12 protein-coding genes and 1 other annotated feature are annotated in these 13,019 nt (G+C 43.6%); of the genes, 6 read left to right on the forward strand and 6 right to left on the reverse strand.

Annotation, left to right across the window (positions count from 1 at the left end):
- Positions 1–16: 16 nt before the first annotated feature.
- From C6Y02_RS09960 to C6Y02_RS09970, 3 genes are read right to left on the reverse strand one after another with little or no spacing between them, the layout of a single operon-like run.
- A complete protein-coding gene (locus tag C6Y02_RS09960; RefSeq protein ID WP_106031169.1) occupies positions 17–1,177 on the reverse strand; it encodes an acetoin utilization protein AcuC in 1,161 nt (386 codons plus the stop codon).
- A complete protein-coding gene (locus tag C6Y02_RS09965; RefSeq protein ID WP_034665520.1) occupies positions 1,174–1,815 on the reverse strand; it encodes a CBS and ACT domain-containing protein in 642 nt (213 codons plus the stop codon). The genes C6Y02_RS09960 and C6Y02_RS09965 overlap by 4 nt, the downstream gene beginning before the upstream one ends.
- 39 nt (positions 1,816–1,854) lie before the next feature.
- Positions 1,855–2,487: a GNAT family N-acetyltransferase gene (locus tag C6Y02_RS09970; protein ID WP_066030542.1), complete on the reverse strand. Its 633-nt coding sequence runs from the start codon at positions 2,485–2,487 to the stop codon at positions 1,855–1,857.
- 155 nt (positions 2,488–2,642) lie between these two features.
- Between C6Y02_RS09970 and acsA the strand changes: the two genes are divergently transcribed.
- From acsA to C6Y02_RS10000, 5 genes are all read left to right on the forward strand, one after another.
- Entirely contained in the window at positions 2,643–4,367 is a 1,725-nt protein-coding gene (gene acsA / locus C6Y02_RS09975) for an acetate--CoA ligase (RefSeq protein WP_034665526.1), read from the forward strand.
- Between the two features lie 59 nt (positions 4,368–4,426).
- Positions 4,427–4,665, forward strand: a binding site (T-box leader).
- A 52-nt stretch (positions 4,666–4,717) separates the two neighbouring features.
- The gene (gene tyrS / locus C6Y02_RS09980) at positions 4,718–5,986 is read left to right on the forward strand and encodes a tyrosine--tRNA ligase (protein ID WP_106031294.1); all 1,269 of its coding nucleotides are present in this window, start codon (positions 4,718–4,720) and stop codon (positions 5,984–5,986) included.
- A gap of 310 nt (positions 5,987–6,296) precedes the next feature.
- On the forward strand, positions 6,297–6,884 hold the full coding sequence (estA, locus tag C6Y02_RS09985; RefSeq protein WP_370876317.1) for a lipase EstA: 588 nt from the start codon (positions 6,297–6,299) through the stop codon (positions 6,882–6,884).
- Positions 6,885–7,264: 380 nt separating this feature from the next.
- Positions 7,265–7,828: a cysteine hydrolase family protein gene (locus tag C6Y02_RS09995; RefSeq protein ID WP_106031171.1), complete on the forward strand. Its 564-nt coding sequence runs from the start codon at positions 7,265–7,267 to the stop codon at positions 7,826–7,828.
- Positions 7,829–8,128: 300 nt separating this feature from the next.
- Positions 8,129–9,628: a BclA C-terminal domain-containing protein gene (locus C6Y02_RS10000; protein ID WP_106031172.1), complete on the forward strand. Its 1,500-nt coding sequence runs from the start codon at positions 8,129–8,131 to the stop codon at positions 9,626–9,628.
- Positions 9,629–9,863: 235 nt separating this feature from the next.
- Here C6Y02_RS10000 and rpsD read toward each other — a convergent pair whose 3' ends face one another.
- Entirely contained in the window at positions 9,864–10,466 is a 603-nt protein-coding gene (gene rpsD / locus C6Y02_RS10005; protein ID WP_034661940.1) for a 30S ribosomal protein S4, read from the reverse strand.
- Between the two features lie 300 nt (positions 10,467–10,766).
- Positions 10,767–11,264: a GAF domain-containing protein gene (locus tag C6Y02_RS10010; protein WP_095285580.1), complete on the reverse strand. Its 498-nt coding sequence runs from the start codon at positions 11,262–11,264 to the stop codon at positions 10,767–10,769.
- A 126-nt stretch (positions 11,265–11,390) separates the two neighbouring features.
- Here C6Y02_RS10010 and refZ point away from each other — a divergent pair, with 126 nt between their 5' ends.
- Positions 11,391–12,056, forward strand: coding sequence for a forespore capture DNA-binding protein RefZ (gene refZ, locus C6Y02_RS10015; RefSeq protein WP_060597014.1), 666 nt, complete (start codon positions 11,391–11,393; stop codon positions 12,054–12,056).
- On the opposite strand, the gene hisJ is transcribed toward refZ, so the two are convergent.
- Positions 12,026–12,841: a histidinol-phosphatase HisJ gene (gene hisJ / locus C6Y02_RS10020; protein WP_060597013.1), complete on the reverse strand. Its 816-nt coding sequence runs from the start codon at positions 12,839–12,841 to the stop codon at positions 12,026–12,028. The genes refZ and hisJ overlap by 31 nt on opposite strands.
- Positions 12,842–13,019: the final 178 nt, after the last annotated feature.

Consider the following 13,019-nt stretch of genomic DNA (forward strand, 5'->3'; position numbering starts at 1 on the left):
TTAGTGCCTGCTTTTCTTATGCATTTTTCTTTTCTCTTCTTACAGGCATAAGTGCTTTTTCTACAGTTTGAGCATTCTTTTCTGTGATTTCTGCTTTTCTTGGGATCGGTGGATATAAATAGTCAGGGTCCCCCCATGTCGATGGCAGGCTGACAGGCGATTGTTTATGCCAAGCCTGAACCCAGTCCTGAGGCAGTTCAGCCGGCGGTGTGATGCCTTTCATCTCAAGCCAAATCCGGCTCCATGCCCTTGGAACGACACGCCAAATATCATATCCCCCTCCGCCAACAGCAATCCATTTGCCATCACAATATTGATGCGCTAACTCATGGGCAAGTCTAGGAATTTCCTCATATATTTTCATGGTGGCAGATAAATGGGTTAACGGATCATAGTAGTGTGCATCCGCGCCGTTTTGCGTCAAAATTACATCTGGTTTAAAAAAAGCAGCAATTTCAGTCACTGCTGTTCGGTATGCTTCGAGGAACGATTCGTCTTCTGTAAATGCATCAAGCGGAATATTATAGGCGTAGCCATAGCCTTTATCGTGACCTCTTTCCTGTACTTGTCCAGTTCCAGGGAACAAGTAGCGCCCCGTTTCATGAATAGAGACCGTACAGACCTCTGGGTCGTCATAGAAGCTGAATTGTACACCATCTCCATGATGGGCATCTGTATCAATATATAAAATTCTTGCACCATATGTCTTTTGAATATATTGAATGGCCACGGAGCTGTCATTATATATACAAAAGCCAGATGCACGTCCTTTAAACCCGTGGTGAAGTCCGCCGCCAAGATTGAGTGCATGCTGCGAGTGTCCCATCATTACTTGGTCAACGGCTGTTAATGTCCCGCCAACAAGGAGAGAAGCTGCCTCATGCATACCTGCAAACATCGGTGTATCCTCCGTGCCAAGGCCGTAGCGTTCACCCTCTGCTGTAGAGAGCTTTCCTTCACTAGCCCGCTGCACAGCTTGAATATAATCGGCTGTATGGACGAGCTTTAATTCCTCCAGTGTCGCCATACGCGGTGCGACGATCTCATCATCTGTTAACGCCTTCATTTTTTGAAGAAGATCATATGTTAAGTAGACACGAAGCTGATTGAAGGGATGGTCTTGGTGAAATTGGTACGTTTGAAAAGAGGGTGAAAAAACAAAGGTCGCTTCCTTCATTTGATCGTCTGCTCCATTGGCCACAGCACCTTATAGCCTTTTGCACGAATCAGCTTCGTCACATGATCTGCATGAATGGTTTGAAGGCGGAATACGAGCACTTTAGAGGCTTCATTTGCATGCGGATACACGAGCACACTCAGCATTTGAATATGCTGCTCCTTTAAAATGGCCGTAATGTCTGCGAGGCCTTCTGTCATCTGGTCCACTTCAACCTCTAAGTGTGACCCAGGCTGATCTGCACCTGTCAGTCTGACAAACGTACGAAGCAAATCAGTCTTTGTGATAATGCCTACGAGCTTGCCTCGTCTCACCACTGGAAGGCAGCCAATTCCGTGTTCAAAAAAGACACTTGAAATCTCTTCAACGAAATCAAGCGGATGAGCAGTGATCGTCTCTAATACCATGATCTCTTCAACAGGACGCTGAATAAAGAGCTGCCTTTTTTCTGTTTCAAATATACTTGGACTGGCATTTTTAATATCCCGATCTGTCACCATCCCAATGACAGAACCTTGATCAGATACGATCGGAATATGCCGAATGTGATGTGCACTCATTTTTTGAATGGCTTCTTCAATCGTATCGGTTTTTCGCAGCGTGATCACATCACGCTCCATAATTTGTTCAATCATCATTGTTTACCAATCCCCTTTGCCAAAAAAACGAATTGAACGTTAATACATAAAGCGTTGATGGAAGCGAAGACGATCGAAACGCTCAATCGAATCAGGACTCACATTTTTCCCGATTCTGGCCATTAAACAATTGGCTGGATGTGAGCTAATCTCTGGCTCGTCTGTTGCAAACCAGACAAGACCGCCTGCGTTCATCATTTTCTCCATCATTTTGCGGTACTCCCACACGTTTTTCTTTGTCCCCTTTAAATCCCAATGCCAGTAATATTCAGTTGTAATGATGATATAATTCTCCATTTGCTCATCCATCATGCTCACATCAAGTAAATGCTTGCCAAGTGAGCAGCCTCTAAATGGAGGAGCGACCTCAATCGCGCCAAGCTCGATTAAATTGTCCATGTTACCCTCTGACCAGCGCTCAAGCGGATCAGGATACAAATACGTGACATAGCCTACGACAAGCTCATCCATTCTTGCAATGATAATACGTCCTTCTGGAAGGTCTGCTATTTCAACAAGTGCTTGTTTCTGTTCCTCAGGCGTGCGAAATGCCGTCAGTCCTTCATGAAAGGTATAGTTCGCAAGCTCTGGTGCAGGTACCGGACCTTCAATAAGGATGGAACCTGTTTCTTGCTCAATGGTTTTTGAATAATAAGTTTTAGGATGCTCCACGTATCCACCGCCTCAAATTCTAGTGAGTCGTCTCTATTTTATCTTAAAACTTGCAAGAATTAAAACGGTTTCACCATAAGTTTTTTAAAAATTGAGAAAAAAAGTCATCTATACTATAATGGTCATTGTAAACGTATGCAAAGGGGGACTGTTTGATGAAATTGGAAACGCTGCCATCAGTAAAAGGGGACTATCATTTAAATGATTATGAGCAGGCATACAAAGAATTTTCATGGGAGGAAGCAAGAAAAAACTTCTCGTGGTATGAAACAGGAAACATAAATGCAGCCTATGAAGCGATTGACAGACATGCGGATTCGTTTCGTAAGAACAAGGTGGCGCTTCACTACAAAGATTCACAGCGTGATGAAAAGTATACGTTCAGGGATATGAAAATCAACACAAATAAAGCGGGAAATCTATTCAGAGAAAAGGCGCATGTGCAAAAAGGGGATCGCGTATTTATCTTTATGCCAAGATCACCTGAGCTCTATTTTCTTCTGCTTGGCGCAGTCAAAATTGGTGCGATCGTTGGTCCGTTATTTGAGGCATTTATGGAAGGAGCGGTCAAAGACCGTTTAGAAAATAGTGAGGCGAAGGTCATTGTGACAACGCCGGATCTGCTTGAACGAATTCCGTTTGCAGAGCTTCCGAAGCTTGAATCCGTCATCATTGTCGGCGGTGAAAAGGAAGACGTCGATGGCGTTCGGACAATCCATTACGAAGAGGCGTTTGAGCAGGCAGCAAAGGACCTTGAGATTGAATGGATGGATGAAAAAGACGGCTTTCTGCTTCATTACACGTCAGGGTCCACAGGTACGCCAAAAGGTGTGCTGCATGTCCATGGCGCAATGGTGCAGCAAGACCAGACCGGTAAATGGGTGCTTGATCTGAAAGAAGACGACGTCTACTGGTGTACAGCTGACCCAGGCTGGGTAACAGGCACAGTGTACGGCATTTTTTCACCGTGGTTAAATGGGGCGACGAATGTCATTTTAGGCGGCAGGTTTAACCCTGATACGTGGTATGAAACCATTGAATCACTAGGTGTGACCGTTTGGTACAGTGCTCCGACTGCCTTTAGAATGCTGATGGGAGCAGGAGATGACCTCATTCAAAAATATGATCTCAGCTCGCTCCGTCATGTGTTAAGTGTAGGTGAGCCTCTAAATCCAGAAGTCATCCGATGGGGAGACGCTGTATTTGGCAAACGAATTCATGACACTTGGTGGATGACTGAAACCGGTGCACAGCTGATTTGTAATTATCCATGCATGGACATCAAACCAGGTTCAATGGGGAAACCGATTCCAGGCGTAGAAGCTGCGATTGTCGATAATGCCGGAAATGAACTTCCGCCATACCGGATGGGCAACCTCGCCATCAAAAAAGGCTGGCCGTCTATGATGCATACGATCTGGAACAATCCTGAAAAATATGAATCTTACTTTATGCCGGGAGATTGGTATGTTTCAGGAGATTCAGCTTATATGGACGAAGACGGATACTTTTGGTTCCAGGGACGTGTCGATGATGTGATCATGACATCAGGAGAGCGGGTTGGTCCTTTTGAGGTGGAAAGCAAGCTGGTCGAACATCCGGCCATTGCAGAGGCTGGTGTCATTGGAAAACCAGATCCGGTCCGCGGTGAAATTATTAAAGCATTCATTGCGCTCAGAAGCGGTTATGAGCCGACAGATGAGCTGAAAGAAGAGATTCGTACGTTTGTGAAAAAAGGACTCGCTGCACATGCGGCACCGAGAGAAATCGAGTTTAAAGACAAACTACCTAAAACGCGAAGCGGAAAAATTATGAGACGTGTGCTAAAGGCGTGGGAACTGAATTTACCGGCTGGCGACCTATCGACAATGGAAGATTAATTTTTTTCATCAGTTGACTTGATACCAAAAGTATGTTTAAAATGACATTAGTTGAATATGTAAAGGTTTTGACTGAGATTCAGTAGAATTATCTTTCCCTGTCCAAGAGAGCTGACGGCTGGTGCGAGTCAGTACAAAGAGATATTCGAATTACCCTCACGAACCGCTTTTACGAAAAGGAGCATGCATGCTGTCCTGATTAGTGAAAGAACGGATCTGTCCGTTATCAGTGTAAGTGAAAAGATGTGATTTGTTGTCTTTTAAGCAGGGTGGTACCGCGATATATATCGTCCCTTCGTTCATTCGAAGGGGCGTTTTTTATGTTGAATTGTAAAAAAGGAGAATTGGATATGAGTCAATTGATGGAAGAGTTATCGTTCAGAGGATTAATTCAGCAGCAAACAGATGAAGAAGGTTTAACAAAATTATTAGCAGAAGAAAAAATCAAGCTGTACTCCGGCTTTGATCCGACAGCAGACAGCTTGCACATTGGTCATCTATTGCCGATTTTAACATTACGCAGATTCCAGGAAGCGGGCCATCACCCGATTGCCCTTGTTGGCGGCGCGACTGGACTAATCGGCGATCCTAGCTTCAAAAAAGCAGAGCGTTCACTAAACCCTGCAGAAATCGTAGAACAATGGACAGAGAAAATTAAAGGACAGCTGTCGCAATTTCTTGATTTTGAAGCAGACGAGAACCCAGCCGTAATCGTGAATAACTACGACTGGATCAGCCAGATGAATGTCATCACGTTCCTTCGTGATATTGGAAAGAACTTCGGTGTGAACTTCATGCTGGCAAAAGATATCGTCAGCTCGCGTATCGAGACAGGAATTTCGTACACAGAGTTCAGCTACGTCATCCTGCAATCTTTAGACTTCTTAAACCTTTACAGAAATGAAAACTGTAAGCTGCAAATTGGCGGAAGTGACCAGTGGGGAAATATCACATCTGGACTTGAGCTGATTCGTAAGTCTGAAGCAGAAGGGGCAAAAGCATTCGGTCTAACGATGCCGCTTGTCACTAAAGCAGATGGCACGAAGTTCGGTAAAACAGAAGGCGGCGCCATCTGGTTAGATAAAGAAAAAACGTCTCCATATGAGTTCTACCAATTCTGGATCAACACAGATGACCGTGACGTCGTGAAATACTTAAAATACTTTACGTTCTTATCGAAAGAAGAGATCGCATCGTACGAAGAAAAAGTACAAACAGCACCTGAAAAGCGTGAAGCACAGCGCCGTCTAGCAGAGGAAGTCACAACACTTGTACATGGACGTGAATCACTAGAACAGGCTGTCAACATCTCAAATGCGCTATTCAAAGGCGAGATCAAATCTCTTTCAGCCGAAGAAGTCAAAGTAGGCTTTAAAGATGTTCCATCAATGGAGAAAAGCAGTACAGAAGAATTAACACTTGTCGATGTCCTTGTTGAATCAAAGCTGTCTCCATCAAAACGTCAAGCACGTGAAGACATCACAAATGGTGCAGTTTCCATCAACGGAGAGAGACAAACCGATAAAGACTACGTCCTTTCAGCTGAAGATCGAATTGAAAACCAATTTACCGTCTTAAGAAGAGGGAAAAAGAAATACTTCCTTGTGAATTACAAATAAGAACGATGTGCAGCCGGCTGCGATAACCGGCTGCTTTTTTTATGCAAAATGAGAGATGAGTGCTCTTTGAAGAGTCTAATAGACTGTTCAAAGAGACTTTGTCTAGTCTTTTGGCATTGGCGTTGAGAGAGTCAAAGGTGCTTTTTCATTATTTATTTTCTATAAATTGATTGAACAAACAGTGCCTTGTTCACTTTTTTTACATATTTTTCTTGTATAAAATAGAGTCGAATAAGATGAATAAGGGGGAATGAAAGTGATTCGTTTTAAGAAAAGGAGTTTGCAAATTCTTGTTGTGCTTGCATTGGTGATGGGTTCAATGGCCTTCATCCAGCCAAAAGAGATCAGAGCGGCTGAGCATAATCCGGTTGTGATGGTACATGGCATGGGCGGTGCGTCTTATAACTTTGCTTCGATTAAAAGTTACTTGGTATCACAAGGGTGGGATCGAAACCAATTATTTGCTATCGATTTCATAGACAAAACAGGTAATAACCGCAACAATGGTCCGCGTCTATCCAGATTCGTCAAAGATGTGCTAGCCAAAACAGGTGCCAAAAAAGTTGATATTGTGGCTCATAGTATGGGCGGAGCGAACACGTTATACTATATTAAGAATCTAGACGGCGGCGATAAAATAGAAAACGTCGTTACACTTGGTGGAGCGAACGGACTCGTTTCACTCAGAGCATTACCAGGCACCGATCCAAATCAAAAAATCCTTTACACCTCTGTCTATAGCTCAGCCGATCTTATCGTCGTCAACAGCCTCTCGCGTTTAATTGGCGCAAGAAACGTCCTCATTCACGGCGTTGGTCACATCGGTCTATTAGCTTCAAGCCAAGTCAAAGGCTATATCAAAGAAGGGCTGAATGGCGGGGGACAGAATACGAATTAAAAAATGAAAAAAGACAGCGACTTGTGCTGTCTTTTTTTGATGTCATCGGACATATGACAGCTGCTAGATGATGAAAGAAGGTTATAATGGAGGTAAAATGATGACACAAAAACTCAAGCAATATTTTTTAAGATATTTCCTCTATTATCCGTGCTCATTTCTCCTCATCTATTTCATCTGGATGAAGTTTGTTAAATCAGTTCAAATAGGCGAGGTGATGTCCAACTGTATTCAATCATTGGTATCTATTACATCGTTGCCAGTGTGTGGTTTGTTTTTTTGATGCAAAAACAGGCAAAACATCATTAAAAGCATGTACAAATGGATCACCATTCCTTACACTACATGTAGTAAATGAGAATCTACGGAGGTGGGCGTTTGTGCAAAAGAATCAAAAGGCTTTGATCATTGTGGATGTACAGAAGGCGTTCGAGCATGAAAAATGGGGAGAACGAAATAATCTAGATGCAGAGAAAAATATCAGTCGTTTATTGACGTTTTGGAGAGAGAAAGGCTGGACAGTGATTCATATTCAGCATACATCTGACAAGCCGGACTCCTTATTTCATCCGGCAAATGAAGGGCATCTCTTCAAAGATATCGCCAAACCGCTAGATGATGAAATGGTGATACAAAAGAAAGTCAACAGCAGCTTTATTGGCACAAATTTGGAGGAACAACTAAGATCAAACGAGATCGACACTGTTGTAATCGCAGGATTAACAACACCGCACTGCGTATCTACAACAACAAGAATGAGCGGCAATCTAGGCTTTGATACATATCTCATTTCTGATGCATCTGCTGCCTTTGGACTAACAGATCAAAACGGTACATATTATGATCCCGAAATGATTCATCGGCTATCACTTGCTACATTGCATGATGAATTTGCTACTGTCATGACAACAGATCAATTGATTAGTAATTGGATGGTAAAATAAAAGATATCGCTATACGCTTAATAATACTTGAGTGAACCATGGAACAAAAAAATCCTCTGGAATTCTAGGGGATTTTTTTCATGATAGATTATATAGTTTTGGATAGCTTCTTGAGACAGGCTAGTCATCATGAAAAAGTTTAGCGCAAAATACAATCAAATTTTCACAACCAAAAGACTTTTGGAATACTATAGAAATTTATATTTATTCTACGCTTATCTTTATTCTTTGTACGTTTTACTTATCTGCACCTATTTACAGATGTAACATATGAATAATGATAAAGGAGATGAACAACTGATGGGTTGTGATAAGTATAAAAAATGCCCTTATTGTAAACAGAAACTATCAAAATCAAACTGTTGCATCATTTGTGAAACAAAAGTAATTGTAGGGCGACGAGGATTACGGGGATTACGAGGGATTCGAGGAGCTACAGGAGCTACAGGAGTCACTGGACCTACAGGGGCCGCAGAAGCCACCGGAGCTACAGGAGCCACCGGAGCCACTGGTCCAACAGGAGCCACAGGAGATACCGGAGCAATCGGTCCAACAGGTGCTACAGGAGATACCGGAGCGATTGGTCCGACAGGAGCCACGGGAGATATCGGAGCCACTGGAGCAACGGGTGCCACGGGAGATATCGGAGCCACTGGTCCAACAGGAGCCACGGGAGATATCGGAGCCACTGGTCCAACAGGTGCTACAGGAGATACCGGAGCGATTGGTCCAACAGGTGCTACAGGAGATACCGGAGCGACGGGTCCGACAGGAGCCACGGGAGATATCGGAGCCACTGGAGCAACGGGTGCCACGGGAGATATCGGAGCCACTGGTCCAACAGGAGCCACAGGAAATACCGGAGCAATCGGTCCAACAGGGGCTACAGGAGATATCGGAGCGACGGGTCCGACAGGAGCCACGGGAGATATCGGAGCCACCGGAGCAACGGGAGCCACGGGAGATATCGGAGCCACTGGTCCGACAGGGGCTACAGGAGATACGGGAGCGACGGGAGCAATCGGTCCAACAGGGGCTACAGGAGATACGGGAGCAATCGGTCCAACAGGAGCCACGGGAGATATCGGAGCCACTGGTCCAACGGGAGCCACGGGAGATATCGGAGCCACTGGAGCAACTGGAGCAACGGGAGCCACGGGAGATATCGGAGCCACTGGAGCAACGGGTGCCACGGGAGATATCGGAGCCACTGGTCCAACGGGAGCCACGGGAGATATCGGAGCCACTGGAGCAACGGGAGCCACGGGAGATATCGGAGCCACTGGTCCAACGGGTGCCACGGGAGATATCGGAGCCACTGGTCCGACAGGGGCTACAGGAGATACCGGAGCGACCGGTCCAACAGGAGCCACGGGAGTCACAGGTGCAGGGCTAGCTGAATTTGCATATGTATACAATCTAAGTGCTCAAACAGTAGCTTTAGAAGCCCCGGTGATTTTTGACTCAACTGGAATTACTACTCCTGGTATTACACATGCCCCTGGAACTTCTCAAATTATAGTGACCAATCCAGGAAACTATGAGGTTACTTTTTCAGTTTCTGGCGTAGAGCCAAATCAATTCACTCTATTTGTAAATGGAGCTCCTGTGACGAACACAGTTTATGGTTCAGGAGCTGGTACTCAACAGAATAACGGTCAGGCCATCCTCGCTCTAGCAGCGGGTGACACGCTTACTCTTGTAAACCATACTTCTGCAGCAGCAGTTACTCTTCAAACTCTAGCAGGAGGGACCCAAACAAATGTGAACGCTTCTATTATTATTAAAAAATTAGACTAACTTAAATGTTTAGAGGTGCTTTTAGAAGCACTCAAAAGGACCTTTTCATTTGAATATCTTTTTTCAGCCGTTTCTTGGAAGTCTTGCCCGGTGCTCGTCTTGTGCATAGTCTGTTTCCCATTATATGTTTTAAATTCATTTGTTCATACGAGAATACAAACAAAAAACCCTAGACCACCTTGAACAATCAAGGTCTCTAGGGTTTGTTTGATCTCTCTTTAAGAGAGTAATGAAATTAACGAGAGTAGAACTCAACGATTAGTTGTTCGCTGATTTCAGGCGCTAATTCAGAACGCTCTGGAAGACGAGTGAAAGTTCCTTCAAGCTTTTCAGCATCGAAAGAAAGATATTCAGGAACGAAGTTGTTTACTTCAACTGATTCTTTCACAACTGCAAGGTTTTGAGATTTCTCACGAAGAGCAATCGTTTGACCTGGTTTCACAGAGAAAGATGGGATGTCTACACGGCTTCCATCAACAAGGATGTGACCATGGTTGACTAGCTGACGAGCTTGGCGGCGAGTACGAGCAAGGCCAAGACGGTATACTAGGTTGTCAAGGCGAGTTTCAAGAAGAATCATGAAGTTTTCACCTTGTTTACCAGGAAGTTTAGCAGCTTTGTCAAATAGTGTACGGAATTGACGTTCGTTGACACCGTACATGTGACGAAGCTTTTGCTTCTCTTGTAATTGTAAACCGTATTCAGATAGTTTTTTGCGTTGTCCTGGACCATGTGGGCCTGGAGCGTAAGGGCGTTTTTCAAGTTCCTTACCTGTTCCGCTTAATGAAATGCCTAAACGGCGGGAAATCTTCCAACTTGGACCTGTATAGCGAGCCATAATGTGACTCCTCCTTATTTGTTTTTATTTGTGAAAAATAAAAACCGTCTGTTCTTTGTCTTTTCCGTCATTATGTTTTCATGCATCCTCGCTCCAGCAGCAGGGAGTTACAAGATGCACCTTCATATAGAAGGAACAAAATGATACAAAAAAGCCGAACAAAAAGGCTGCCATATTTCACACAAATTCTATTATATGACGCTGGATAGGAGAAGTCAACCTATTTAGAGGCAGACGTGACGCTTCACGTTATGCGAAGAAAAATAAAAAAGCAGACAATGTGCCTGCTTTTTTGCAAGATTACGCATCTGTAGAGATGGATAACGCCTTTTGGAGCACCTCGGTAAATTGAATTAAGTAGGTTTCATCTATTTCACTGAAACGGTCTTTCACGGGGCTGTCAATGTCGAGTACCCCAATGATCTGTCCATTTACCTTGAGCGGAACGACAATTTCAGATTGCGATGCTGCATCACATGCGATATGTCCAGGGAATGCATGCACATCAGCGATACGCTGGACTTCACCTGTTGCAAACGCAGTACCGCAAACGCCTTTTCCAGACGGGATGCGCACACATGCAGGCAGTCCGTTAAACGGTCCGAGCACAAGCTCGCCCCCTTTAGCCAAATAAAATCCAGCCCAATTGACCTCTGGGAGTGAATGATACAATAGCGCCGCAGCATTTGCCAAATTGGCAATCAGATCAGGCTCACCATCTGTAATGGCTTCTACCTGTTTAACAAGCAATTGATAGTCTTTTGATGGATCGCCAGACTGTTTTTCGACATGAAACATGAAAATCTCCTACTTTCTATCTCAAAAATACATAACTTGCGTCTCGCATGTGGGATTTGTCGAGCAATTGTAAAAGGAACTTCCGCCTTCATCTTGAAGTATGTACACATGAAGAGGGGTGAGCGGATGAAAACATCAACAACCGTGCAAACAAAAGACCGTATTATTGAAGCTTCCATCAGACTTTTTAACCAAAAAGGATTTTCTGGAACCTCTGTCCGTGAGATTGCGAAGGAAGCAAACGTCAACGTTGCCCACATATCTTATTACTTTCAAGGAAAAGGAGGGCTGCTTGAGCAGCTTGTATCCGATTTTTATGAAGGCTATATTCACATGATTGAATCACATATCCATCACATGGAAACTCGTCACGCAAAAGAATGTTTACTTCATGTGGTTTTTGATATTTTATCTTATCAGCACAAGCACCGTCAATTAACCCGTTTCGTTTATCGAGAGGTGACGATTGATTCGACGCTCATTAGAGAAATTATGTCGACCTATTTAACAAAAGAAAAATATTTGTTTCAGCTCATTATTGAAAAAGGAAAAAGCACCCATGTGATTTGTGAGCAGCTCTCACTCTCATCGTTTATGATTCAACTGAAATCACTACTCATGATGCCCTATTTACAGCCGCAATATTTAACGGAGGTGCTTTATTTGAATCCAAATGAGCCTTATTTCTATCAAATGTATTTTAAAGAACTAAGCCGCTCGCTTCATCATTTACTAGAACCAAAAAAGCCGGCATTAGATTCTCACTTAAAACTCATGATGTCTTCGAATTGATCATAAGCATATCCGAGATCTTCCGCTTGATGGGCATCAGACCCGAATATGAGCGGAATTTTTTTCTGTTTTGCAAGATCAATCATCCATTGATCTAAATAGATACTTCTGGCATATGTTTTACGAAGACCTGATGTATTAAAATCTAAGGACATGCCTTTTTTTGCCGTTTCTTCAAGACAAAGGGTGACCTTTTGACAAAGTTCAGGCGGCATCTCAAATGGGAAAAGCTGTTTGAATTTCTGCACAAGGGTGATATGACCGATTCTCTTTGGCTTATAGCGACCTAAAGATGATAGAATAGAAGAATGAATTTGGTCATAGTAGCTTTGATAGACCTGTTCGATGCTGCCATAGGCGCTTATTAGCTGCTTGAAGGCATGCTCGTCAAAATCAAGGCAAATATAATCATCGCCAGCAGGAAGAAAGTGAACAGATAAAATGCTATCGTCTAGTTCTGGACCATAGCAGTCTAAAAAGGCACTTGTTTCCTCTTCATACTCTTTGATATAGTCAACCTCAAGCCCAGTTTTTACTATTAATTGGCCTTTGTATTCCTGTTTCAGCTGATCCAATTTCGTTATATACGAGTCAAGTTCTTGGAGCTTCATGGCACTATCCTGCTCTGGTGTTGGATCTCGAAACGATGGAGGCAGAGGGGCATGCTCGGTAAAGGTTATGGAATCAAATCCCTTTTTGATGGCTTTTTCAATATAAGAATGAAATGAATCAAGCGAGCCGTGCGGGCAAAACGGTGTATGTAGATGTGCATCCTGCTTCAGCATGTCGTCACCTCTTGTCGATATTTTGAAAAACGTGATGTTTATCAGCGAAAATAATGAAAAATCATGACCAAAAATGCTGGTTACATGGTATCATAATAACAATGAAAACGACAGCTTCCGCATACATAAAAGCAGGTCACATGGATACGTGTGATCAAATGATAGAAAGCGCTCAAAT

The sequence above is a fragment of the Bacillus sp. NMCC4 genome, from assembly GCF_002998555.1.
Taxonomy (GTDB): domain Bacteria; phylum Bacillota; class Bacilli; order Bacillales; family Bacillaceae; genus Bacillus.